Origin of the sequence: Klebsiella sp. 141153 (genome assembly GCF_032601995.1) — a bacterium.
Lineage (GTDB): Bacteria > Pseudomonadota > Gammaproteobacteria > Enterobacterales > Enterobacteriaceae > Klebsiella > Klebsiella aerogenes.
In genome coordinates, this window is sequence record NZ_JAQIRJ010000019.1 from 1 (window position 1) to 23,771 (window position 23,771).

The following is a 23,771-nucleotide window of genomic DNA, read 5'->3' on the forward strand; positions in this document are numbered from 1 at the left end:
GACCCCATGCCGAACTCAGAAGTGAAACGCCGTAGCGCCGATGGTAGTGTGGGGTCTCCCCATGTGAGAGTAGGGAACTGCCAGGCATCAAATTTAGCGTGCTGATATGGCTCAGTTGGTAGAGCGCACCCTTGGTAAGGGTGAGGTCCCCAGTTCGACTCTGGGTATCAGCACCACTTTTTAGGTTAAAGTTCGGCACTTGTAAAGAATTTGCCTGGCGACGAGAGCGCGGTGGTCCCACCTGACCCCATGCCGAACTCAGAAGTGAAACGCCGTAGCGCCGATGGTAGTGTGGGGTCTCCCCATGTGAGAGTAGGGAATTGCCAGGCATCAAATAAAACAAAAGGCTCAGTCGAAAGACTGGGCCTTTTGTTTTATCTGTTGTTTGTCGGTGAGCGCTCTCCGGAGTAGGGACAAATCCGCCGGGAGCGGATTTGAACGTTGCGCAGCAACGGCCCGGAGGGTGGCGGGCAGGACGCCCGCCATAAACTGGCAGGCATCAAATAAAACAAAAGGCTCAGTCGAAAGACTGGGCCTTTTGTTTTTATGTTTTGCGGCCAGATGCGGCACCAGTTCCCCGGTGGCGCTATGCTTACCGGGGCTACGCAACCCGTAGCCCGGAAAAGGCGCATCGCGCCGCCTCCGGGGAAAGCCGCTGCCATAGCAACGTAAACGAAAGGCTCAGTCGGAAGACGGGCTTTCTGCTTTTGTCTTTTGCGGCCAGACACGCCGCCATCTTCCCCCGGTGGCGCTGCGCTTACCGGGGCTACAGTCCTGTAGCCCGGAAAAGGCGCATCGCGCCGCCTCCGGGGAAAGCCGCTGCCATAGCAACGTAAACGAAAGGCTCAGTCGGAAGACGGGCTTTCTGCTTTTGTCTTTTGCGGCCAGACACGCCGCCATCTCCCCCGGTGGCGCTGCGCTTACCGGGGCTACGCAACCCGTAGCTAGGAAAAGGTGCGCAGCACTGCCTCCGGGGAAAGCCGCTGCCATAGCAACGTAAACGAAAGGCTCAGTCGGAAGACCGGGCTTTCTGCTTTTGTCTTTTGCGGCCAGACGCGGTACCAGTTCCCCGGTGGCGCTACGCTTACCGGGGCTACGCAACCCGTAGCCCGGAAAAGGTGCGCAGCACCGCCTCCGGGAAAAGCCGCTGCCATATCAACGTAAACAAAAGGCCCAGTCACACGACTGGGCCTTTTGTCTTTCTGGCGACTGAGCCAAAGGGAACGCCTCCAGGCTGAGCATTCATGGAGAGGAATTGCTAACGAGTCAGCGCCACGATACCTAACGTGAGACCGGCAACCGCTGCGGCCCCACCGGCGATCGCGCCAGCCGTTTCCCAGTTATCCTGTGTTGTGCCTTTTACACAGGTATTGGTATGCACCAGTCGGCCCTGCGAGTCATAGACAGGCACGCACGGGGAATCATGGGCACAGCCAGCAAGCAACGTTGCTAACAATGTCACTAATATTAATTTTTTCATGGTATTACCTCTAAATAACCGTTTGCTGTCAACGTTGTTAACACATAACGGAATAGCTTATTTTACCACCGCAATGACCCGGGCCTGGAAGGGGAAATAATCTCAAATTATGAGCAGTGTAAATATCGTGAAGAGAAATGAGAAATAATGAAGAGAATATGCAGGAAGGGATATACCAATGCGTTAGTTGGGGATGAAAAATTAATATTTCTACTAACTTGTTGTTCTGATAAATATAAAAAAAGGCGCCGCGTGGCGCCTTGATAATTATAGTCGATTATTCTGCGTGACGGGTAAAGCGACGCCTTACGACCACAAAGAACACCGGCACGAAGAAGATGGCCAATAGCGTTGCAGTAAGCATACCGCCCATCACACCCGTACCGACAGCGTTTTGCGCGCCGCTACCAGCGCCATGGCTAATCACTAACGGCATGACCCCAAGAATAAAGGCTAATGAAGTCATTAATATAGGGCGTAGACGCATACGGGATGCCTCCAGGGTTGCCTCAATAATGCCTTTCCCTTCTTTATCCATAAGATCTTTAGCGAACTCGACAATAAGAATAGCGTTCTTCGCAGATAAACCAATAGTCGTTAGCAGGCCAACCTGGAAATAAACGTCATTATTCAACCCTCTAAGCGAAGCTGCTAATAATGCGCCGATAACCCCTAATGGCACAACCAGCATAACTGAGAATGGAATAGACCAGCTTTCATAGAGCGCTGCCAGGCAGAGAAAGACGACTATCAGCGAAATAGCATATAACGCTGGCGCCTGGTTACCTGATAGACGCTCCTGATAGGACATGCCGGTCCAGTCATAGCCAATACCCGTAGGTAGTTTACTGGCGAGTTGTTCCATCAGCGCCATCGCTTCCCCTGTACTCTTGCCCGGAGCCGCTTCGCCGAGGATCTCCATTGAAGGCAGGCCGTTGTAACGTTCCAGTCGTGGGGAGCCATATACCCAATGCGAGGTGACAAACGCTGAGAAGGGCACCATCTCGCCGTTGGCGCTGCGAACGTACATGTTATTGATATCGCTTGGTAACATTCGGAATTCCGCTTCGGCCTGAACATAGACTTTCTTCACGCGGCCGCGGTCTATAAAGTCATTTACGTAGTAGCCGCCGAGGGCTGCCGAGATGGTTTCGTTAATGTCGGATAGTGAGACCCCCAGCGCCTGCGCTTTCTCTTCATCGACGTCAAGTTTAAACTGCGGCGTATCCTCCAGACCGTTAGGGCGTACGCGCACAAGTTGATCCGGATGCTGTCTTACCATACCTAAAAGCTGGTTTCGAGCCTGGGTCAACTGTGAATGCCCTAAGCCCCCCTGGTCAATCAGCTCGAAGTCGAAACCGGTCGCGGTACCTAACTCGATGATGGCCGGCATGTTGAACGGGAAGACCATTGCATCTTTAATCTGGCTAAATGCGGCGGTGGCACGCTTGATAATGGCTTCAACGCCGTTTTCCGAACCGCTGCGCTCTTCCCATGGTTTCAGACTGACAAACGCCATACCGGAGTTTTGTCCTTGTCCGCTGAAGCTAAAGCCGTTAACGGTGAACACGCTCTCAACATTAGCCTTCTCTTTCTGTAGATAGTAGTCGCTGACGGAGTCGAGCACCTTTTGCGTACGCTCTTGCGTAGCGCCAGCAGGTAACTGAACCATGGTCAGGAACACACCCTGGTCTTCATCAGGCAGGAAGGATGTAGGCAAGCGGATAAACAGTACTGCCATGCCGATAACGATCAGCAGGTAGATGACCAGGTAGCGCCCGGTACCTCGTAAGATCCCGCTTACGCTATTGGTGTAATGGTTAACGCTTTGGTCAAACCTGGCGTTAAACCAGCCGAAGAACCCCTTCTTGCCATGATGGTCGGCGGATGACGGTTTTAACATGGTCGCGCACAGCGCCGGAGTCAACACCAACGCGACCAGCACAGAGAGCGCCATTGCGGAAACGATAGTAATTGAGAACTGGCGGTAAATCGCCCCGGTAGAGCCGCCAAAGAAGGCCATCGGGACGAATACCGCCGAGAGCACCATGGCGATACCAACCAGCGCCCCCTGAATCTGCTCCATTGATTTCTCTGTGGCTTCAACGGGGGAAAGCTTGTCCTCGACCATGACGCGCTCGACGTTCTCTACCACCACGATGGCATCATCGACCAGTAGCCCAATCGCCAGCACCATGCCGAACATCGTTAGCGTATTGATGGAGTAGCCGAACATCGCCAGTACCGCAAAGGTACCCAACAAAACCACCGGCACGGCAATCGTCGGGATAAGCGTCGCACGGATGTTCTGCAGGAACAGATACATCACGAGGAAGACGAGGATAATGGCTTCAAACAGCGTTTTCACCACTTCATGAATGGAGATTTTAACGAACGGCGTGGTGTCGTAGGGATAAACAACTTTCATCCCTTGCGGGAAGAAGGGCTGCAGCTCGGCAAGTTTCGCCTTAATCGCCGTAGCGGTATCCAGCGCATTGGCGCCGGTCGCCAGTTTAATCCCCAATCCAGAGGCGGGTTTACCGTTAATGCGGGCGACAACGTTATAGTTCTCGCCGCCTAATTCAATGCGCGCGACATCCTTCAGGCGAACGACGGAACCATCGGCGTTAACCCGCAGCGTGACTTTACCGAATTCCTCCGGATCTTTCAGGCGAGTTTGAGCAATGATCGAGGCGTTAAGCTGCTGACCTTTAACAGATGGTGTTCCGCCAAGTTGCCCGGCGGCAATCTGATCGTTTTGCACCTTCAGTTGGTTGATAACATCGACCGGCGTGAGGTTATATTTATTCAGCAGGTTGCCGTCAAGCCAGATACGCATGGCATATTGCGCGCCGAACAATTGCACATCGCCAACGCCGTTAAGGCGGCTAATAGGGTCTTTGATGTTAGAGGCAACGTAGTCGGAAATATCATCCTGGGTAGTGTTTGGATTATCAGAGATAAAACCGGCAACCAGCAGGAAGCTGCTGCTGGATTTCTCAACGCTAATACCTTGCTGCTGTACTTCCTGTGGCAGCAGCGGCGTCGCCAGCTGCAGTTTGTTCTGTACCTGAACCTGAGCGATATCCGGATCGGTGCCGGATTTGAAAGTGAGCGTTATGGTCACACTACCGGATGAGTCGCTGGTAGAGGACATGTACATCAGATTATCGATACCATTCATGTTCTGTTCGATAACCTGGGTGACGGTGTCCTGCACGGTTTGCGCATCCGCGCCAGGATAGGTAGCAGAAATCGCCACCGCAGGCGGCGCGATCGTGGGATATTGCGCAATAGGGAGCTGCATGATGGCCAGGCCACCGGCAATCATCATGATGATTGCCAGCACCCATGCAAACACCGGTCGATGGATGAAGAACTTAGACATAGCGATTCATACCTTATTGTGCAGCTGGGGCAGCGGTATCTTCCGTCGCCTTCACGGTGACGCCAGGGCGAACCTTTTGTAATCCACTAACGATGACTTTGTCGCCGTTTTGCAGACCGCTGGTGATCAACCATTTATCGCCTATCGCCTGCGCGGCGGTGACCTCACGGTTTTCCACCTGGTTCTGCGCATTGACGATCATCACCGTGGCATCGCCGCGCGGCGTGCGGGTAACCCCCTGCTGTGGTACCAGAATCGCTTGCGGATTGATGCCTTCATCAATACGGGCGCGAACAAACATGCCCGGCAGGAGAGTGTGTTGCGGGTTAGGGAATACCGCGCGAAGCGTGATGGACCCGGTACTCTCATCGACGGTGACATCGGAGAATTGCAGCGATCCTTTCAAGGAGTAGGGCTGGCCATTTTCCATAATCAACTGCACGCTTTTGCTGTCATCGCCACGCTGCAGGCTTTCCTGCTTCAGACGCATAAAATCGTTGCTGGATTCGGTCACGTCGACATAGATCGGATCGAGTTGCTGCACCGTCGCCATAGCGTCAGCCTGGCCGTTGGTCACCAGTGCGCCTTCAGTTACGCTGGATTTACCAATGCGACCGTCAATCGGCGAGGTCACTTTGGTGTACGCCAGGTTGATACGGGCGCTTTCGACCGCGGCTTTAGCCGCCACGACGTCGGCATCGGCCTGATGTGCGGTGGCGACGGCCTGATCGTATTCTTGCTGGCTGATGTATTTCGTTCCAAGCAGAGGAACATAGCGTTTTACCGTCAGATGGGCGATAGCCGCTGCGGCTTCGGCTTTCGCCTCGTCGCCTTTGGCGCTGTTCCACGCGGCCTGATAAGTGGCGGGGTCGATTTGATAGAGCGATTCACCGGCCTTGATATCGCTGCCCTCGACAAAATTGCGTTTCAGGATAATGCCGCTGACCTGGGGGCGAACTTCAGCGACGCGAAAAGCCGAAGTCCGCCCCGGTAATTCGGTAGTAACGGAGAGCGGTTCGCTGCGCACCACATGTACGCTAACCTGAGGCGCTTGCGGCTGCGCCTGTTGATCGCCTGAATTATCACAACCGGTAAGCAACAAGGTGGAGATAATTAGGCTGGCTAAAAGAGAAACTCTGGCATGACTCGTCATTGCTGTTCCTTATAGATTACGGGCCGGATAGGGCGGCGAATCTGCGAAGAAATAATGAATATTAAAGCGGTTCGTTATCCTACAAATAATCACCGATGGATGTAAGAAATAGTTATTTTTGGACAATGAACAAGGCACGCAAAAACAAAAAAAAGGCGATTGATTTAGCTCCTCTTCCTTTAATATTTCTTTTGTGAATATGTTCTTTGTTTATATTTGTCTCATGTATAAGATATCTCTGTTATTAAATGTTTGTATCTGCATTTTTGCTAAATAATAATATTTAAGGAATGTTAAGTTGGTAGGTATGTCAGTAAGATTTGTATTCACCGTTCGGCAGCTAGTGGGAAAGGTTATGGCCAGAAAAACCAAAGAGGACGCATTAAGAACGCGTCAGCTCCTGATTGAGTCCGCGATCCAGCAGTTCGCACAGCGCGGCGTTACCAATACCACGCTGACTGATATCGCCGACGCCGCTGGCGTCACGCGTGGAGCGGTGTACTGGCATTTTTCCAGCAAGGCGGAGTTGTTTAATGAAATGTGGCAGCAGCAGCCGCCGCTTAGGGAGTTATTGCCCCATCAGCAGTGGGAACTGGATAACCAAAATCCGTTAATGGGGTTACGTAAAAAATTTATTACCGGGTTGCAATATATTGCCGAAACACCCCGACAGCAGGCGCTGTTACAGATTCTTTATCACAAATGCGAATTCGCCAGCGATATGCTGCCGGAAACGGAAATCCGCAAGCGAATTGGCTTTAATTACGCGATAGTCCGTGACGTACTACAACGTTGTGTCAGAAACAGGTTATTACCGGCGGAAACAAATATCGAAATCACGTTAATTATATTACATGGCGCTTTTACAGGAATTATTAAGAACTGGTTAATGGACCCTGAAAAATTCAATCTCTATGAGCAGGCGCCCGTGCTGGTAGACAATATTATGTCGGCGTTATCGCTGCAGCAACCTGGCCATAGCGGGTGGCCGATGGCTGCCGTGGGGCAGTAGTCCAGTATCAAAAATCAGGCCATAAAAAAAGGCGCTTCCCCATGCCGAAGAGCGCCTTTTTAATTCAGCAATTTACTGATTAATATCAGTTCATGCCGTATTTTTTCAGTTTCTTACGCAGAGTACCGCGGTTGATACCCATCATCAGGGCAGCGCGGGTCTGGTTACCACGGGTGTATTGCATCACCATGTCCAACAGTGGCTGTTCAACTTCAGCCAATACCAGCTCATACAGATCATTAACATCCTGACCATTCAGTTGAGCAAAATAGTTCTTCAGTGCCTGTTTAACCGAGTCACGCAGGGGCTTTTGAGTTACCTGATCCTGAGAGTTAACGGTAGAAACGGTCAGTACGTCAGAATTTACGCGTTGTTCGAACATAGTTCTGTCAGCTCTTTATTTCTATTACGCAAAATTTTCGAAGTATGCCTCCAACGCCTCCAGCTGTTCGCTGGCATCCTCAATGGCGTTGAATGTGCGCCGAAACTGGTCATTTGGAGCATGCTCCTGGAGATACCAGGAGACGTGTTTACGCGCGATTCGGTACCCTTTTGCCTGACCGTAAAAGTCATGCAGTTCCCGAACGTGCGCGCAAAGCAAGCGCTTAACCTCTGCCAACGGCAGGGGGGGCAGCAACTCCCCAGTGTCCAGATAATGCTGGATTTCCCGAAAGATCCAGGGTCTTCCCTGAGCCGCACGGCCTATCATGAGGGCGTCAGCCCCCGTGTAGTCGAGCACGGCTCTGGCTTTAAGCGGGTCAGTAATGTCGCCATTCGCGATAATCGGAATGGAAACTTTCTGCTTAACTGCCCGAATACTGTCGTATTCAGCTTCTCCGTTAAACAAGCAGGCGCGAGTGCGTCCGTGAATAGTCAGAGCCTGAATGCCACATTCTTCAGCCAGTTGGGCAATCTCTACACAGTTACGGTGTTCCGGTTCCCAACCGGTGCGAATCTTGAGAGTCACCGGAACGTCCACTGCCTTGACGACCGCGGTCAGGATTGACTTCACCTGATCGGGATACTGCAAGAGGGCTGAACCAGCGAGCTTACGATTCACCTTTTTAGCCGGGCACCCCATATTGATATCAATAATCTGGGCGCCGCTTTCCACGTTAATACGGGCGGCCGCGGCCATCTCTTCCGGTACGCTACCGGCGATTTGCACGGTACGAATACCGGGCTCATCAATGTGCACCATCCGTAACCGGGACTTGTCGCTCTCCCATACCTGCGGGTTGGAGGACATCATCTCGGAGACGGTTAAACCTGCTCCCATCTCGTAACACAGCGTCCTGAATGGTCTGTCAGTGATGCCAGCCATAGGTGCTGCGATCAGGCGATTTCTGAGCTGGTGGTGTCCGATGCGCATGAGTTAAGAAATGACCATACTGTGACTGCAAGGCGGCGTATATTACGCATTTTTTGCGCGAGATGAAAGGCCAAACTTTGACCAATCCTCTGTTACAGATCAATGAATCCAGGAGTAACGTAATAGTCATGAATAAATTATCATATTAATCATTGCGTTATTAGCAATGGGATAATTTGTGTCCAATTATAAAATCGCAAAACTTCTCGATTTTTCTGAGACGAAGGCGATACGAGACGGGATAAAACGCTGTTTTTGTAGCCAAAAAAGGGCATCGTAATGCGATCCGGCTCTCATTTCCTGGCAATATTCGGCGGTTACTGGAAACAAAAATGCGGCCCGTAGGCCGCAGTCTTACTTAGTTTTTCTGTCCGGTAATTCGGCACCACTCCTCTTTCTCCACCACCGGGTCGAGGGTGAAGAGCGGGGCGTAGGCTTCGCAGACGCTTTCTGCCTGGCTTGCCAGGATTCCGGAAAGGCCCAGCAGACCGCCTGTAACCGGCAGGACGCTGATTAAAGGGGCCAGCTCACGCAACGGGCCTGCCAGGATGTTTGCGACCACCACATCGGCTTTCATGGCTTCTGGCTGATCCTGCGGCAAATACAGTTCAAGGCGTTCGGAGACGCCGTTACGCTGGGCGTTATCACGGCTGGCCTGAATGGCCTGCGGATCGATATCAATACCGATAGCTTTGGCGGCGCCCAGCTTCAGCGCGGCGATCGCCAGGATGCCGGAACCGCAGCCAAAATCGATAACCGTTTTGCCCTGAAGGTCAAGGCCATCGAGCCACTGCAGACACATCGCGGTCGTTGGGTGAGTACCGGTACCAAAGGCTAGACCTGGATCAAGCATCACGTTGACTGCATTCTCATCAGGAACATCGCGCCAGCTCGGGCAAATCCACAGGCGTTCGCCGAAACGCATCGGGTGGAAGTTATCCATCCACTCGCGTTCCCAGTCTTTATCTTCCAGCTGTTCAATTTTATGCGCGAAGCCTGCGCCGAGCAGCGGATGCTGCTCAAGGATAGCAACCGCTTCGTTCATGTCGCTTTCCGCGTCGAACAGGCCAATAACGTCGGTATCGCCCCACAAACGGGTTTCACCCGGCAGCGGCTCAAACACCGGCGTGTCGTGGGTGTCCTGGAAGGTAATCGAGACCGCGCCGGCCTCCATCAGCGCGTCGCTCAGTTCTTCCGCGTGAGCGCCGGTCGTATTCAGTTTTAGTTGGATCCAAGGCATGGCAAAACTCTTTATTTATCAGTAGTCATAATAGGGGCTGGCGGTACGGGCTGACCGAAACGGTTCCCGACGACAAAAGCCAACAAACTTAGCAGCAGCGAGGGCACGATAGGGTGGAAGCCCAGGTACTGAATATTAAACGTCGCGAGCACGGCATACAGTACGCCGCCCACTAACATCGCGCTGAGCGCGCCAGCAGCATTTGCCCGCTCCCAGTAGAGACCCAGCACTAGCGGCCATAAGAACACCGCTTCCAGGCCGCCAAAGGCCAGCAGATTAAGCCAGATAATCATTTCCGGCGGCCGCCAGGCGGCCAGCATCATAAGTATGCCGAGCACTAAGGTGGCGATCGTTGAGATCCGCTTCAGCTTCTGCTCATTACGCTTTTTCGTAGGCTGAGCGCTGAGCCACAGATCTTTAATGATCGTAGCCGATGCCTGCAGTAAATGGGCGTTAACGTTAGACATAATCGCGGCCATCGGCGCCGCTAAAAATAGCCCCGCGGCCCACGGCGGCAGCACCTGGACCATCAACGTCGGGATCACCTGATCGGGGACGGTGAGGCCCGGCAGGACGGCGCGGCCAAGCGCGCCGGCGAGATGCATACCGAACATCAGAATCGCCACCACGATGGTGCCAATAACGATCCCGCGGTGCACGGCCTTGCTGTCTTTATAGGAGATACAGCGCACGGCGGTATGCGGCAAGCCGATGACGCCGAAACAGACCAGTACCCAGAACGAGGTCATAAAGGTTGGCGTGAGGATATCATCGGCGCCGTGAGGCGACACCAGCTGCGGGTCGATCCGCTGGAGCGTATCTACCGCCTGATGCAGACCGCCAGCGGCATGCACTACGCCAACCAGCAGGACGATCGTCCCGATCAACATCACCATTCCCTGCATGGTATCGTTGAGTACGCTGGCGCGGAAGCCGCCGAACGCGGTATAGAGCGCGATCGTGATGCCAAATATCAGTAGTCCGGTTTCGTATTTGATACCGGCGGCGGTTTCCAGCAGGCGCGCGCCGCCAATAAACTGCACCGCGATGGCCCCGACAAAGGCCACCAACAGGCTGACGCTGGCAATCCATACCACCGCGCGGCTTTGGTAGCGCGCCTGCAGCATATCGTTAAGGGTAATGGCGTTGTAGCGGCGCGCCAGGATCGCGAACTTCTTGCCGAGGATCCCGAGAGAGAGCCAGATCGTCGGTACCTGGATCATCGCCAGCAGTACCCAGCCCAGTCCATATTTGTAGGCGGCGCCGGGACCGCCGATAAACGAGCTGGCGCTAATATAGGTGGCGGTGAGGGTCATCGCTAATACAAAACCGCCCATCGATCGGCTGCCAAGAAAATACTCGCTAAGGAAGTTCCCGGTACTGCGTTTACGCATCGCGTAAAGAGACAGCCCGAAGACCACAAACAGATAAGCGATCAGCACCACGATAATCTCAAGCTGCATCGTTATCCTCCAGAGAGATATCGCGGAAGATAAAGCGCACCATCGCCCAGCACAGCAGAACGAACAGCAGCGGCACCAGCAGGCAGGCCAGTTCGAACCAGTGTGGCAGCCCGGTAAAGCCAATACCGACGCCCGGTAGATAGGCCGCAGCCAGCCAGGCGGCAAGATAGAGAAGGGTCAGCCACAGCGCCCAGCGCGCTTCTTTATGGGCCTGAACAAATCTTTTGTCCATTTTTTGTCCCTTGAGGATGAAGAAAGCGGGGATTGTACCGCATGGAAAAGTCGAGGGGAGAGAAAAAGAAAAAAGGCCGGATTATCCGGCCTTTTGCAGCGAGTACAGGATTATTTTTCCTGCAGTCCAAGTTTTTTCTCCAGATAGTGGATATTGGTGCCACCATGCTGGAAGTTCTCGTCGCTCATAATGCGCATCTGCAGCTCAACGTTGGTTTTGATGCCATCGATGATCAGTTCCTGCAGCGCGTTCTTCATGCGAGCAATCGCCACATCACGGCTTTCGCCGTAGCAGATCAGTTTGCCGATCATTGAGTCATAGTACGGCGGTACGGTGTAACCGGCGTAGATATGAGACTCCCAGCGCACGCCAAAACCGCCCGGCGCGTGGAAGCGGGTAATTTTACCCGGGCTCGGCAGGAAGGTGTTCGGGTCTTCGGCGTTGATACGGCATTCTACCGCATGGCCGCGAACCTGGACTTCTTCTTGCTTGATAGACAGCGGCTGACCCGCCGCGATGCGCAGCTGTTCTTTGATCAGGTCGACGCCGGTGATCATTTCGGTAACCGGGTGTTCTACCTGAATACGGGTGTTCATCTCAATGAAGTAGAACTCGCCGTTTTCGAACAGGAATTCAAAGGTACCCGCTCCGCGATAGCCGATATCCACACAGGCTTTCGCGCAACGTTCGCCGATGTAGCGACGCAGTTCCGGGGTAATGCCCGGCGCCGGCGCTTCTTCGACGACTTTCTGGTGACGACGCTGCATGGAGCAGTCGCGTTCTGCCAGATAGATAGCGTTGCCCTGGCCGTCCGCCAGCACCTGGATCTCGATGTGACGAGGATTTTCCAGGTATTTCTCCATGTAGACCATGTCGTTGTTGAAAGCCGCTTTCGCTTCCGCTTTGGTCATGGAGATGGATTGCGCCAGTTCAGCGTCGCTGCGCACGACGCGCATACCGCGACCGCCGCCGCCGCCGGAGGCTTTGATGATAACCGGATAGCCGATGCGTTTGGCATGCGCGCGGTTTGCGTCCATGTCGTCGCCCAGCGGGCCATCAGAACCTGGAACGGTCGGAACGCCAGCTTTCTTCATTGCGGTGATGGCAGACACTTTGTCGCCCATCAGGCGGATAGTGTCGGCTTTCGGGCCGATGAAGATGAAACCGGAACGCTCAACCTGCTCGGCAAAGTTAGCGTTTTCGGACAGGAAGCCGTAACCCGGGTGAATCGCTACCGCGCCGGTGATTTCCGCCGCGCTGATGATAGCCGGGATGTTCAGATAGCTTTTTACGGACGGAGCCGGGCCGATGCAGACCGTCTCATCCGCTAATAATACGTGTTTTAAATCGCGATCCGCGGTGGAGTGCACAGCAACGGTCTTGATGCCCAGTTCTTTACAGGCACGCAGGATGCGCAGTGCGATCTCGCCACGGTTAGCGATGACAATTTTATCCAGCATGTTCGCCTCGTTACTCGATGACAACCAGCGGCTCGTCGAATTCTACAGGTTGGCCGCTTTCGATCAGAATGGCTTTAACCACGCCGGCTTTGTCGGCTTCGATCTGGTTCATCATTTTCATCGCTTCTACGATGCACAGGGTGTCGCCCACGTTAACTTTCTGACCGACTTCCACAAAGGCTTTCGCGTCCGGGCTCGGGGTGCGGTAGAAAGTACCGACCATCGGGGAACGTACGATGTGACCACTGATTTCCGCTTTCGCTTCAGCGGCAGGTGCTGCTGCCGGCGCTGCGGCGGCTGGCGCCTGAGGCTGGGCGATTGGCGCAGCATAAGCTTGCTGCATTACCGGATAGCTGGCGGCCGGCGCTGCACGGCTGATGCGTACAGACTCTTCGCCTTCAGAAATTTCCAGTTCGGAGATGCCTGATTCTTCAACCAGCTCGATCAGTTTTTTAATCTTACGAATATCCATGAGTGGGTTCCGTACTCTTTGTTTAGTGTGTTTGTGACAGGCGTTTTACCGCCGTCTGTAAAGCGTATGAATAGCCGTCCGCACCTAATCCGCAGATAACGCCCGAGGCGACATCAGACAGATACGAGTGGTGACGGAACGGCTCGCGCGCATGCACGTTGCTCAGGTGGATCTCGATAAACGGGATACTCACGGCAAGCAGCGCGTCGCGGATGGCCACGCTGGTATGCGTAAACGCGGCCGGATTGATCAGGATATAGTCCACAGAGTCTTTAGCCTGATGAATTCGGTCGATGAGCGCGAACTCCGCATTGGATTGCAGGTGGTCGAGCGTCACGTTTAGCGCTTCCGCTTCTGCGGTTAAACGGTTAACAATTTCTGCCAGCGTTAGCGAACCATACTTCTCGGGTTCACGGCTGCCGAGCATATTAAGGTTTGGTCCGTTCAAAAGCAAAATGCGAAACTTGTCAGCCATTGTGCAGCTATCTCCTGCTAATCTCGGGCAAAAAACAAAATATACCTTCGATGCGCGCTTGTCACCTTTTCAGGGTTCGAAAATCCCTTCAGGAAAACCAAAGTCGCACATTATAACGATTTCGTAGCAATTGGCAGCTAAATACTGGTCTTATCAGGGAAGATTATCAACCGCTATCGTAAAAAGAGCCGCGGTTGATAAACGTTCTGCGGGGAACTGCACATATCCGGAGATTAGCGCCACCACTGGCGAAACTTCTTATAGCGGCTGGCTAAAAGTACCATTGCCAGCCCGGCATAAATCAGCGGCTGCGGCGATAAAATTTTCACCGACCATAGATAATGTATAGGGGCGAGGATCGCGACCAGATAGACGAAGTTGTGCAATGTTTGCCAACGACGGCCTAATTTTCGTTGCATGTACTGGGTTGACGTCGCCGCCAGCGCCAGTAAAACCAGCCAACTGATTAAACCAAGCGTGAGATACGGACGGTTGATTATCTCGGAACCGAGTAACGCCAGATTGTTAATGCCTAGCTCCAGCAGCGTATAGCTGGTGAGATGCAACGTTGCCCAGGCAAAGCACCATAACCCTAATAAACGACGGGTGCGTATCAATAATGGCTGTTTAGCGTAACGCGCCAGCGGCGTAATAAGCAAGGTGGCGAGCAAAAACTTCAGTGCCATCCGTCCGGTAAAATGCTGGATATCCTTCGCCGGATCGGCGCTGAAGTAGCCCTGATGCCCGGCCCAGAACAGCCAGACCAGCGGTAAAAAACCGGCTAAATGCAGCACAACTTTCAGCCAGCCTATCTGTTTAACGCTCAGACGCACTAGAAATTCTCCCGTAAGTTAAGCCCGCGATACAGCGAGGCGACTTCCTCGGCATAGCCATTAAACAGCAGCGTTGGCTGGCGTTTTACGTCGAGTACGCCGCCGGCGCCGATGAACCGCTCGCTGGCCTGCGACCAGCGCGGATGATCGACGTGCGGGTTCACATTGGCATAGAAACCGTATTCATCCGGCGCCGCCAGATTCCAGGTGGTCGGCGGCCGCTCGCGGGTTAACTCAATACTCACGATCGATTTAATCCCTTTAAAGCCGTACTTCCACGGCACGGTCAGGCGGATGGGCGCGCCGTTTTGCGGCGGCAACGCTTTCCCGTAGACGCCAACGGTCATCAGCGTGAGCGGGTGCATCGCTTCATCAAGGCGCAATCCTTCGACATAGGGATAGGCCAGGCCGCCGCCGATGAAGCGATCTTTTTGTCCCGGCATCTGTTCCGGCGCATACAGCGTTTTGAAAGCGACGTAGCGGGCGTTGCTGGTGGGCTCCACCAGCGAGAGCAGTTTATGCAGGGGGAAGCCGACCCACGGTACGACCATCGACCAGGCCTCCACGCAGCGCATACGATAAATTCGTTCTTCCAGCGGGAAGCGACGGGTCAGGTCGTCGTGATCGAGCGTCAGGGGTTTGGCGACTTCGCCGCCGATGGTAAGCGTCCAGGGGTCAGTGCGCAGGCTGCCTGCGTTAGCCGCCGGATCGGCTTTATCGAGGCCGAATTCGTAGAAGTTGTTGTAGCCGGCGACTTTATCTTCCGGGGTGAGGGCGAGCTTACTTTGCCATGCTGCGGGTTTATCAAAGGTGAGGGCCTTTCCGGCGGGCGCCGGCGGGCGGTCATGGCCTTTGAACCAATCGAGCAGGTCGGCATGGGCCTTTGTTGAGAGCGACATCGCCGTCGCGCCGATACCGAGCATTTTCAGCACCTGGCGGCGCTGCAGGTTAAATACCGATTCCGCCGTTACGTCGGCTTCCGTCAGTTTTCTGGTTTTCATGGCGTCCTCCGTCATACTTTTTCCTAAGCATGACGGAGGCGGAGCGCGATCGCGAATATGTCACGAAAAATTGCAGATTAGCCGATTTTGACCAGCGTACGACCCTGGATCTGGTTGTTCATGATTTTATCGGCGAAGGCCGGGGCATCGGCAAGGGAGATTTCAGTCGCGCTTTGCGCGTAAAAAGATTCCGGCAGATCGCGCGTCAACCGGCGCCAGGCTTCGGCGCGGCGCGCAGGCGGGGTCATTACCGAATCGACGCCCTGCAGGCGTACGTTGCGTAGGATGAACGGCATCACGGTGGTCGGCAGCGCGAAACCGCCCGCCAGGCCGCAGGCCGCGACGCAGCCGCCATAGTTCATCTGCGCCAGTACCTTCGCCAGTACTTTATCGCCGACGGTATCGATAGCGCCCGCCCAGATTTGTTTTTCCAGCGGCCGGGTCTCGGTAAACTCATCGCGGCCCAGAATACGCTGCGCGCCGAGGCTTTTCAGAAAGTCATGGGTGCTTTCGCGACCGGAAACCGCCGCCACCTGATAGCCCAGATGATGCAGCAGAGCGACCGCCGTGCTGCCAACGCCGCCGCTGGCGCCTGTTACGACGATCTCGCCATCCTGCGGTCGCACGCCGGCGTCTTCCAGCGCCATCACGCATAGCATGGCGGTAAAGCCTGCGGTACCGATGGTCATCGCTTTGCGTCCGTCGAGACCTTCAGGCATGGCCACCAGCCATTCACCTTTGACGCGGGCGCGCTCGGCCAGGCCGCCCCAATGGTTTTCTCCCACGCCCCAACCGGTGAGCAACACCTGCTGGCCAACGTGAAAACGCGGATCTTCGCTGGCATGGACGGTACCGGCAAAATCGATACCAGGAATCATCGGAAAGTTGCGGATAATTTTTCCTTTGCCGGTAATGGCCAGGGCATCTTTATAATTGAGGCTCGACCAGTGAATATCGACCGTCACATCGCCTGGCGGCAGCAGGTTGGCATCGATGTTTTGCACCGAGGAAAGGGTTTTGCCATCCTGCTGTTCTAAGATTAAAGCCTGCATATGTGGTTCCTCGCGGTTTGAAGATTGGAAAAATTATTCTGCAGACTATACTCGCTAACGGCATTATTACGTAGATGTAACGCAATAAATTGCCAGATACGCCAGCTTTGGTAGTATGCGTCGCTTCAGAAAGTTAGTACTTACTTAAGCAAAAGTCTTAAAAGGGGCCCGAATGCCCTTCGGGTAGTTATTCACACGCGGAGTTAACACAGGGATGCGATTAACGACGAAATTCTCAGCATTTGTTACGCTGCTCACCAGCCTGACGATTTTTGTCACGCTCATCGGCGCGTCGCTGAGCTTTTACAACGGCATTCAGATTAAAGTTGAGAATCGCGTGCAGGCGGTGGCGACGATGCTGGACAGCCGCCTGGTAACCACCTCTTTTGAAAAGCTCGAACCGCAAATGGACGAGCTGCTGACGCCGGTAGAAGTCGAACATATTGATTTTCTGCTCAACGGCAAATCGCTTTACAGCCATACCCGCGGCGACAGTTATCGTCCGCTGGGTAGTAACAACCAGTATCGTGAAATGACGGTACCCTCGCTCAAACATCCCGGAATTTCGATTCGTCTGGTCTACATGGACCCGATGGTCAATTATTTCCGCTCGCTTCACGTCACCGCGCCGCTCTCCTTCGCCATCGGCTTCATGGTGCTGATTATCTTCTTTTCGATTCGCTGGATCCGCCGCCAGCTGGCGGGGCAAGAACTACTGGAGCTGCGCGCGCGGCGCATTCTCAGCGGCGAGCGCGGGCCGCAGGTGCGCGGTTCGGTCCATGAATGGCCTGCCAGTACCAGCAGCGCGCTGGATATGCTGCTCTCGGAACTGCAGTTCGCCAGCGATCAGCGCAGCCGCATGGATACCCTGATTCGATCCTACGCCGCTCAGGATTCCAAAACCGGCCTCAATAACCGCCTGTTCTTTGATAACCAGCTGGCGACGCTGCTGGACGATCAGGAAAAGGTAGGGGCGCACGGTATCGTGATGATGATTCGCCTGCCGGAGTTTGATCTGCTGCGCGACAACTGGGGACGGGCGGCGGCGGAAGAGCATTACTTCACGCTAATTAATTTGCTGTCTACTTTTATTATGCGCTATCCCGGCTCGCTACTGGCGCGCTATCACCGTAGCGATTTCGCCGTCTTATTGCCGCATCGCACTTTAAAAGAGGCTGATAGTATCGCCGGGCAGTTACTCAAGGCGATGGATGCGCTGCCGTCAACGCGGGTGCTGGATAAAGACGACACGATGCATATCGGCATCTGCGCGTTCCGCAGCGGCCAGTCCACTTCTCAGGTGATGGAACACGCCGAAGCGGCTACCCGCAACGCCGTGCTACAGGGGAGTAATAGCTGGGCGGTTTACGATGATTCACTGCCGGAGAAAGGGCGCGGCAACGTGCGCTGGCGGACGCTTATCGAGCAGATGCTCAGCCGCGGCGGCCCGCGCTTGTATCAGAAACCGGCGGTCATGCGCGATGGGCGGGTACATCATCGCGAGCTAATGTGTCGCATCTATGACGGTAAAGAAGAGGTGATTGCCGCCGAGTATATGCCAATGGTGCAGCAGTTTGGCTTAGCGGAAGAGTACGATCGCCTACAGATTACGCGTTTGCTGCCGTTATTAAGTTATTGGCCTGATCAAACGCTGGCCCTGCAGGTGACCGTGGAGTCGCTGATTCGCCCGCGTTTCCAGCGTTGGCTGCGCGATACCATGATGCAGTGCGAAAAATCACAACGTCGGCGGATTATTTTTGAACTTGCAGAGGCGGATGTTTGTCAATATATCGGCCGTTTACACCCGGTTATGCGGTTGATAAACGCGCTGGGCATTCGCGTCGCCGTGGTTCAGGCCGGGTTGACGTTGGTTGGCACCAGTTGGATCAAGCAGCTGGACGTGGAAGTGATCAAGCTGCATCAAGGGCTATCGCGCAATATTGAAAAACGCAGCGAGAACCAGTTACTGGTTCAAAGTCTGGTGGAGGCCTGTAAAGGGATGCCGGTACAGGTTTTTGCGACGGGAGTACGCAGTCGCAGCGAGTGGCAGGTGCTGTCGCAATGCGGCGTGACCGGCGGGCAGGGGGAATTTTTTGCCGCCTCACAGCCACTTGACACAAATGTGAAAAAATATTCGCAAAGATACTCTGTTTGATCTGCCGTTTGGCGTGATTTCACGTAGAATAACGCGCGCCATAGTAAAGGGGGTGTGCTTGTCTACCCGCCGGAATGTCGCAACTTACGCAAGACTGACCTTTGACAGGTACAAACAGAGCACGGAGCGCAGCTGATTTATTCAGCGCCGAAGGGACTTCGTAAATGTTTGTAACAAAGGAAATGAACTGCACTAATTTTCACCGTAGCAGATGATTTTTGCGCCTTGTCGCTGCTGCGTGTGGTTGGTAAAGTAAGCGGATTTTGTTTTCCGCCCCAGCTTTCAGGATTATCCCTTAGTATGTTAAAAAAATTTCGTGGCATGTTTTCCAATGACCTGTCCATTGACCTGGGTACCGCGAATACCCTTATTTATGTAAAAGGACAAGGCATCGTATTGAATGAGCCTTCCGTTGTGGCCATTCGTCAGGATCGTGCCGGTTCGCCGAAAAGCGTTGCCGCTGTAGGTCATGAAGCGAAGCAGATGCTGGGCCGTACGCCGGGCAACATCGCGGCGATTCGCCCGATGAAAGACGGCGTTATCGCCGACTTCTTCGTGACTGAAAAGATGCTGCAACACTTTATTAAACAGGTGCATAGCAACAGCTTTATGCGCCCGAGCCCGCGTGTGCTGGTGTGCGTGCCGGTTGGCGCGACCCAGGTTGAGCGTCGTGCTATCCGCGAATCCGCGCAGGGTGCTGGCGCCCGTGAAGTTTTCCTGATCGAAGAGCCGATGGCGGCCGCGATCGGCGCAGGCTTACCGGTTTCTGAAGCGACCGGTTCTATGGTTGTTGATATCGGCGGCGGTACTACCGAAGTCGCGGTTATCTCCCTGAACGGCGTGGTCTACTCTTCTTCCGTACGTATCGGCGGCGACCGTTTCGATGAAGCCGTGATCAATTACGTGCGTCGTAACTACGGTTCCCTGATCGGCGAAGCGACCGCTGAGCGTATCAAACACGAAATCGGTTCCGCTTACCCGGGTGATGAAGTACGCGAAATCGAAGTGCGCGGCCGTAACCTGGCTGAAGGCGTTCCACGCGGCTTCACCCTGAATTCCAACGAAATCCTCGAAGCGCTGCAGGAGCCGCTGACCGGCATCGTCAGCGCCGTTATGGTCGCGCTGGAGCAGTGCCCGCCGGAGCTGGCATCCGATATCTCCGAGCGCGGTATGGTCCTGACCGGCGGCGGTGCGCTGCTGCGCAACCTTGACCGTCTGTTAATGGAAGAGACAGGGATCCCTGTCGTAGTTGCAGAAGATCCACTGACCTGCGTCGCTCGTGGCGGCGGTAAGGCGCTGGAAATGATCGATATGCACGGCGGCGACTTGTTCAGCGAAGAGTAGTCAGCCTGAAGGTCTGGGGCAGCTTAAGGGCTGCCTCTGGTCTTTACTGACACGAGAATACGCATAGCCTATGAAGCCAATTTTTAGCCGTGGCCCGTCGCTACAGATTCGCCTTATTCTGGCGGTTTTGGTGGCGCTTGGCGTCATTATCGCCGACAGCCGCCTGGGTACGTTCAGCCAGATTCGAACGTACATGGACACTGCCGTCAGTCCTTTCTACTTTATCTCAAATGGTCCCCGGGAACTGCTCGACAGCGTATCGCAATCGCTGGCGACCCGCGATCAGCTCGAACTGGAAAACCGCGCGCTGCGTCAGGAGTTATTGCTGAAAAACAGCGATCTGCTGATGCTTGGCCAATACAAACAAGAAAATGCCCGCCTGCGTGAACTGCTAGGCTCGCCGCTGCGTCAGGACGAGCAGAAGATGGTAACTCAGGTTATCTCGACGGTTAACGACCCCTACAGCGATCAGGTCGTTATCGACAAGGGCAGCGTTAACGGCGTTTATGAAGGCCAGCCGGTTATCAGCGACAAGGGCGTTGTCGGTCAGGTGGTGGCGGTAGCGAAAATGACCAGCCGCGTGCTGCTGATTTGCGATGCGACCCATGCCTTGCCGATTCAGGTGCTGCGTAACGATATCCGCGTGATTGCCGCCGGTAACGGCTGCACTGATGATTTACAGCTTGAACATCTGCCGGCGAATACCGATATTCGCGTCGGCGATGTGCTGGTGACTTCCGGGCTCGGCGGACGCTTCCCGGAAGGGTATCCGGTTGGGGTGGTCTCCTCGGTACGTCTGGATACTCAGCGTGCTTACACGGTAATCCAGGCTCGTCCGACTGCCGGGCTGCAGCGTTTACGCTATCTGCTGCTGCTGTGGGGCGCCGATCGTAACGGCGCCAACCCAATGACCCCGGAAGAGGTTCACCGCGTTGCCAATGAACGCCTGATGCAAATGATGCCGCAGGTGCTGCCTGCGCCTGATGCGATGGGGCCGCAGATGCCGGCGCCGGCGACGGGCCTGACGCCGCCGCCGTCCGCGCAACCTCTGCCAGCAGGGGGGCAATAGTGGCAAGTTATCGTAGCCAGGGACGCTGGGTTATCTGGCTCTCGTTTCTTATTGCGCTATTGCTGCAGATTATGCCCTGGCCGCAGGACATCACCGTCTTCCGGCCAAACTGGGTGTTGTTGATTCTGCTTTACTGGATCCTGGCGCTGCCGCATCGGGTTAACGTCGGTACCGGCTTTGTGATGGGGGCGATTCTCGACCTCATCAGCGGTTCGACGCTTGGCGTACGCGCGCTGTCGTTAAGTATCGTTGCCTATCTGGTCGCTTTAAAATATCAGCTGTTCCGTAATCTGGCGCTCTGGCAACAGGCGCTGGTGGTCATGCTGTTGTCTCTTGCCGTTGATATCATTGTTTTCTGGGCAGAGTTTTTAGTGATCAACGTCTCTTTCCGTCCGGAAGTGTTCTGGAGTAGTGTAGTAAACGGTGTGCTCTGGCCGTGGCTATTCCTGCTAATGCGTAAAGTGCGTCAGCAATTTGCGGTTCAATAAAGGTTGATATGACAACTCTGTATCTGGCTTCTGGTTCCCCGCGTCGGCAGGAACTGTTAACTCAGCTTGGCCTCTCTTTCGAACGCCTGGTTCCGGGTATTGAGGAACGGCGCGGCCCTCAGGAGAGCGCTGCGTATTATGTTGCGCGTCTGGCGCGAGAAAAAGCGCTGGCTGGCGTGGCTATGGCGCCGCGAGATCTGCCGGTGTTGGGGGCGGATACGATTGTCATTCTTAACGGCGAAGTGCTGGAAAAGCCGCGCGATGCCGGGCACGCCGCAGAAATGCTTCGCATGCTTTCCGGAAAAACCCACCAGGTGATGACCGCGGTGGCGTTGGCGGATAAGCAGCAAACGCTGGATTGTCTGGTGGTGACGGAAGTGACCTTCCGTCTGCTCTCCGAGCAGGATATCGCTACCTACGTAGCCAGCGGCGAACCTTTAGATAAAGCAGGCGCATACGGTATTCAAGGGTTGGGTGGTTGTTTTGTCAGGAAGATAAATGGCAGCTATCACGCCGTAGTCGGCTTACCGCTGGTGGAAACGTATGAGTTGCTGAGTAACTTTAACTCACTGCGTGAAGAAAAGGGATAAAGATGACGGCTGAATTATTAGTTAACGTAACGCCATCCGAGACGCGCGTCGCGTATATCGATGGCGGGATCCTGCAGGAAATTCATATTGAGAGAGAAGCGCGGCGCGGAATCGTAGGCAATATCTACAAAGGTCGTGTCAGTCGCGTGTTGCCTGGAATGCAGGCGGCTTTTGTAGATATTGGCCTGGATAAGGCCGCCTTCCTGCATGCATCCGATATCATGCCGCACACCGAGTGCGTGGCGGGTGAAGAGCAGAAGCAGTTTACCGTTCGCGATATTTCCGAACTGGTGCGTCAGGGCCAGGACCTGATGGTACAGGTGGTGAAAGATCCGCTGGGCACCAAAGGAGCGCGTCTGACCACCGACATCACCATACCTTCCCGCTATTTAGTGTTTATGCCCGGCGCTTCGCACGTCGGCGTATCGCAGCGTATTGAAAGCGAGGCCGAGCGCGAACGCCTGAAAAGCGTGGTCACCGAATATTGCGACGAGCAGGGTGGGTTTATTATCCGCACCGCGGCGGAAGGCGTGCATGAGCAAGAGATGGCGGCGGATGCGGCCTACCTTAAGCGCGTCTGGACCAAAGTCATGGAGCGCAAAAAGCGCAACCAGACCCGTTATCAGATGTACGGCGAGCTGGCGCTGGCCCAGCGCGTGCTGCGCGATTTCGCCGATGCTCAGCTTGACCGCATTCGCGTGGATTCGCGCCTGACCTACGAGGCGCTGCTGGAGTTCACCGCGGAATACATCCCTGAAATGACCAGCAAGCTGGAACATTACAGCGGCCGCCAGCCTATTTTCGATCTCTTTGACGTTGAGAACGAAATCCAGCGCGCGCTGGAGCGTAAAGTCGAGCTGAAATCAGGCGGCTATCTGATCATCGATCAGACCGAAGCGATGACCACCATCGATATCAACACCGGGGCGTTCGTTGGCCACCGCAATCTCGACGACACTATCTTCAATACCAATATTGAAGCCACGCAGGCCATCGCGCGCCAGCTGCGTCTGCGTAACCTGGGCGGCATTATCATCATTGATTTTATCGATATGAATAATGAAGATCATCGTCGTCGGGTACTGCATTCGCTGGAGCAGGCGCTGAGTAAAGACCGGGTGAAAACCAGCATTAACGGCTTCTCGCAGCTGGGGCTGGTCGAGATGACCCGTAAACGCACCCGCGAAAGCGTGGAACATGTGCTGTGTAACGAGTGTCCTACCTGTCATGGGCGCGGCACGGTAAAGTCGGTCGAAACGGTCTGTTATGAGATCATGCGCGAGATAGTCCGCGTGCATCATGCGTATGACTCAGACCGCTTCCTGGTCTATGCTTCACCTGCCGTCGCGGAAGCTCTGAAAGGGGAAGAGTCCCACGCGCTGGCGGAAGTCGAAATCTTTGTCGGCAAGCAGGTTAAAGTACAAATTGAGCCGCTCTATAATCAAGAGCAGTTCGATGTGGTAATGATGTAATCATTCAGCCCGTCGTTCCC

21 protein-coding genes, 1 tRNA gene and 2 rRNA genes are annotated in these 23,771 nt (G+C 54.6%); 10 read left to right on the forward strand and 14 right to left on the reverse strand.

Going from position 1 to position 23,771, the window contains the following annotated elements:
- The 3 genes from rrf (PGS10_RS24390) to rrf (PGS10_RS24400) form a co-directional block, all read left to right on the forward strand.
- Positions 1–86, forward strand: a 5S ribosomal RNA gene (gene rrf / locus PGS10_RS24390); the annotation flags it as partial.
- A 14-nt stretch (positions 87–100) separates the two neighbouring features.
- Positions 101–176 (forward strand) — tRNA-Thr (locus PGS10_RS24395).
- A gap of 37 nt (positions 177–213) precedes the next feature.
- A 5S ribosomal RNA gene (gene rrf, locus PGS10_RS24400) occupies positions 214–329 on the forward strand.
- A 929-nt stretch (positions 330–1,258) separates the two neighbouring features.
- On the opposite strand, the gene PGS10_RS24405 is transcribed toward rrf (PGS10_RS24400), so the two are convergent.
- The 3 genes from PGS10_RS24405 to PGS10_RS24415 all read right to left on the reverse strand — a co-directional run bounded on the left by PGS10_RS24405 (position 1,259) and on the right by PGS10_RS24415 (position 6,021).
- Positions 1,259–1,480 (reverse strand): hypothetical protein, encoded by a 222-nt coding sequence (locus tag PGS10_RS24405; RefSeq protein ID WP_015369447.1) that lies wholly within the window; start codon positions 1,478–1,480, stop codon positions 1,259–1,261.
- Between the two features lie 277 nt (positions 1,481–1,757).
- Positions 1,758–4,868: an efflux RND transporter permease subunit gene (locus PGS10_RS24410; RefSeq protein WP_316423613.1), complete on the reverse strand. Its 3,111-nt coding sequence runs from the start codon at positions 4,866–4,868 to the stop codon at positions 1,758–1,760.
- 13 nt (positions 4,869–4,881) lie between these two features.
- Positions 4,882–6,021 carry an efflux RND transporter periplasmic adaptor subunit gene (locus PGS10_RS24415; RefSeq protein WP_047047118.1) on the reverse strand — a complete coding sequence of 380 codons (1,140 nt, stop codon included), beginning with the start codon at positions 6,019–6,021 and terminating at the stop codon, positions 4,882–4,884.
- A 355-nt stretch (positions 6,022–6,376) separates the two neighbouring features.
- On the opposite strand from PGS10_RS24415, the gene envR reads away from it, so the two are divergent.
- Entirely contained in the window at positions 6,377–7,033 is a 657-nt protein-coding gene (envR, locus tag PGS10_RS24420) for an acrEF/envCD operon transcriptional regulator (RefSeq protein ID WP_047047122.1), read from the forward strand.
- 85 nt (positions 7,034–7,118) lie between these two features.
- Here the strand turns inward: envR and fis are convergent, their stop codons facing one another.
- The 11 genes from fis to PGS10_RS24475 all read right to left on the reverse strand — a co-directional run bounded on the left by fis (position 7,119) and on the right by PGS10_RS24475 (position 16,633).
- Complete coding sequence (gene fis, locus PGS10_RS24425) at positions 7,119–7,415, reverse strand: DNA-binding transcriptional regulator Fis (protein ID WP_000462905.1); 297 nt, start codon at positions 7,413–7,415, stop codon at positions 7,119–7,121.
- A gap of 24 nt (positions 7,416–7,439) precedes the next feature.
- The gene (gene dusB / locus PGS10_RS24430; protein WP_015369451.1) at positions 7,440–8,405 is read right to left on the reverse strand and encodes a tRNA dihydrouridine synthase DusB; all 966 of its coding nucleotides are present in this window, start codon (positions 8,403–8,405) and stop codon (positions 7,440–7,442) included.
- 358 nt (positions 8,406–8,763) lie between these two features.
- Positions 8,764–9,645 (reverse strand): 50S ribosomal protein L11 methyltransferase, encoded by an 882-nt coding sequence (gene prmA / locus PGS10_RS24435; protein ID WP_015703628.1) that lies wholly within the window; start codon positions 9,643–9,645, stop codon positions 8,764–8,766.
- Positions 9,646–9,656: 11 nt separating this feature from the next.
- A complete protein-coding gene (gene panF / locus PGS10_RS24440; RefSeq protein WP_045397242.1) occupies positions 9,657–11,108 on the reverse strand; it encodes a sodium/pantothenate symporter in 1,452 nt (483 codons plus the stop codon).
- Positions 11,098–11,340 carry a DUF997 family protein gene (locus tag PGS10_RS24445; protein WP_015369454.1) on the reverse strand — a complete coding sequence of 81 codons (243 nt, stop codon included), beginning with the start codon at positions 11,338–11,340 and terminating at the stop codon, positions 11,098–11,100. Before PGS10_RS24445 ends, panF begins: the two co-directional genes overlap by 11 nt.
- Positions 11,341–11,450: 110 nt before the next feature.
- Complete coding sequence (accC, locus tag PGS10_RS24450) at positions 11,451–12,800, reverse strand: acetyl-CoA carboxylase biotin carboxylase subunit (RefSeq protein ID WP_015369455.1); 1,350 nt, start codon at positions 12,798–12,800, stop codon at positions 11,451–11,453.
- A gap of 10 nt (positions 12,801–12,810) precedes the next feature.
- Positions 12,811–13,272 (reverse strand): acetyl-CoA carboxylase biotin carboxyl carrier protein, encoded by a 462-nt coding sequence (gene accB / locus PGS10_RS24455; RefSeq protein ID WP_015369456.1) that lies wholly within the window; start codon positions 13,270–13,272, stop codon positions 12,811–12,813.
- A gap of 22 nt (positions 13,273–13,294) precedes the next feature.
- Positions 13,295–13,747 (reverse strand): type II 3-dehydroquinate dehydratase, encoded by a 453-nt coding sequence (gene aroQ, locus PGS10_RS24460; protein WP_015369457.1) that lies wholly within the window; start codon positions 13,745–13,747, stop codon positions 13,295–13,297.
- Between the two features lie 233 nt (positions 13,748–13,980).
- On the reverse strand, positions 13,981–14,580 hold the full coding sequence (gene msrQ, locus PGS10_RS24465) for a protein-methionine-sulfoxide reductase heme-binding subunit MsrQ (protein ID WP_047047133.1): 600 nt from the start codon (positions 14,578–14,580) through the stop codon (positions 13,981–13,983).
- Positions 14,580–15,581: a protein-methionine-sulfoxide reductase catalytic subunit MsrP gene (gene msrP, locus PGS10_RS24470; protein ID WP_045397237.1), complete on the reverse strand. Its 1,002-nt coding sequence runs from the start codon at positions 15,579–15,581 to the stop codon at positions 14,580–14,582. Before msrP ends, msrQ begins: the two co-directional genes overlap by 1 nt.
- Before the next feature lie 77 nt (positions 15,582–15,658).
- Positions 15,659–16,633, reverse strand: a complete 975-nt coding sequence (locus tag PGS10_RS24475; protein ID WP_047047136.1) for an MDR family oxidoreductase — start codon at positions 16,631–16,633, stop codon at positions 15,659–15,661.
- A 214-nt stretch (positions 16,634–16,847) separates the two neighbouring features.
- Between PGS10_RS24475 and csrD the strand changes: the two genes are divergently transcribed.
- From csrD to rng, 6 genes are all read left to right on the forward strand, one after another.
- Complete coding sequence (gene csrD, locus PGS10_RS24480) at positions 16,848–18,788, forward strand: RNase E specificity factor CsrD (protein WP_015369461.1); 1,941 nt, start codon at positions 16,848–16,850, stop codon at positions 18,786–18,788.
- Between the two features lie 300 nt (positions 18,789–19,088).
- Entirely contained in the window at positions 19,089–20,132 is a 1,044-nt protein-coding gene (mreB, locus tag PGS10_RS24485) for a rod shape-determining protein MreB (protein WP_002918653.1), read from the forward strand.
- A gap of 70 nt (positions 20,133–20,202) precedes the next feature.
- Positions 20,203–21,201: a rod shape-determining protein MreC gene (mreC, locus tag PGS10_RS24490; protein WP_015369462.1), complete on the forward strand. Its 999-nt coding sequence runs from the start codon at positions 20,203–20,205 to the stop codon at positions 21,199–21,201.
- Positions 21,201–21,689, forward strand: coding sequence for a rod shape-determining protein MreD (mreD, locus tag PGS10_RS24495; protein WP_015369463.1), 489 nt, complete (start codon positions 21,201–21,203; stop codon positions 21,687–21,689). The genes mreC and mreD overlap by 1 nt, the downstream gene beginning before the upstream one ends.
- 8 nt (positions 21,690–21,697) lie before the next feature.
- Complete coding sequence (locus PGS10_RS24500; RefSeq protein ID WP_316423614.1) at positions 21,698–22,279, forward strand: Maf family protein; 582 nt, start codon at positions 21,698–21,700, stop codon at positions 22,277–22,279.
- A gap of 2 nt (positions 22,280–22,281) precedes the next feature.
- On the forward strand, positions 22,282–23,751 hold the full coding sequence (gene rng, locus PGS10_RS24505; protein ID WP_015369465.1) for a ribonuclease G: 1,470 nt from the start codon (positions 22,282–22,284) through the stop codon (positions 23,749–23,751).
- The last annotated feature ends 20 nt before the right edge of the window (positions 23,752–23,771 follow it).

Coding starts and splice junctions, on each gene's coding strand:
- PGS10_RS24475 (WP_047047136.1), bottom strand. CDS start 16,633: ATGCAGGCTTTAATCTTAGAACAGCAGGATGGCAAAACCCTTTCCTCG.
- accB (WP_015369456.1), bottom strand. CDS start 13,272: ATGGATATTCGTAAGATTAAAAAACTGATCGAGCTGGTTGAAGAATCA.
- envR (WP_047047122.1), top strand. CDS start 6,377: ATGGCCAGAAAAACCAAAGAGGACGCATTAAGAACGCGTCAGCTCCTG.
- PGS10_RS24445 (WP_015369454.1), bottom strand. CDS start 11,340: ATGGACAAAAGATTTGTTCAGGCCCATAAAGAAGCGCGCTGGGCGCTG.
- PGS10_RS24410 (WP_316423613.1), bottom strand. CDS start 4,868: ATGTCTAAGTTCTTCATCCATCGACCGGTGTTTGCATGGGTGCTGGCA.
- aroQ (WP_015369457.1), bottom strand. CDS start 13,747: ATGGCTGACAAGTTTCGCATTTTGCTTTTGAACGGACCAAACCTTAAT.
- msrP (WP_045397237.1), bottom strand. CDS start 15,581: ATGAAAACCAGAAAACTGACGGAAGCCGACGTAACGGCGGAATCGGTA.
- dusB (WP_015369451.1), bottom strand. CDS start 8,405: ATGCGCATCGGACACCACCAGCTCAGAAATCGCCTGATCGCAGCACCT.
- csrD (WP_015369461.1), top strand. CDS start 16,848: ATGCGATTAACGACGAAATTCTCAGCATTTGTTACGCTGCTCACCAGC.
- rng (WP_015369465.1), top strand. CDS start 22,282: ATGACGGCTGAATTATTAGTTAACGTAACGCCATCCGAGACGCGCGTC.
- PGS10_RS24405 (WP_015369447.1), bottom strand. CDS start 1,480: ATGAAAAAATTAATATTAGTGACATTGTTAGCAACGTTGCTTGCTGGC.
- accC (WP_015369455.1), bottom strand. CDS start 12,800: ATGCTGGATAAAATTGTCATCGCTAACCGTGGCGAGATCGCACTGCGC.
- PGS10_RS24415 (WP_047047118.1), bottom strand. CDS start 6,021: ATGACGAGTCATGCCAGAGTTTCTCTTTTAGCCAGCCTAATTATCTCC.
- PGS10_RS24500 (WP_316423614.1), top strand. CDS start 21,698: ATGACAACTCTGTATCTGGCTTCTGGTTCCCCGCGTCGGCAGGAACTG.
- fis (WP_000462905.1), bottom strand. CDS start 7,415: ATGTTCGAACAACGCGTAAATTCTGACGTACTGACCGTTTCTACCGTT.
- panF (WP_045397242.1), bottom strand. CDS start 11,108: ATGCAGCTTGAGATTATCGTGGTGCTGATCGCTTATCTGTTTGTGGTC.
- prmA (WP_015703628.1), bottom strand. CDS start 9,645: ATGCCTTGGATCCAACTAAAACTGAATACGACCGGCGCTCACGCGGAA.
- mreC (WP_015369462.1), top strand. CDS start 20,203: ATGAAGCCAATTTTTAGCCGTGGCCCGTCGCTACAGATTCGCCTTATT.
- mreB (WP_002918653.1), top strand. CDS start 19,089: ATGTTAAAAAAATTTCGTGGCATGTTTTCCAATGACCTGTCCATTGAC.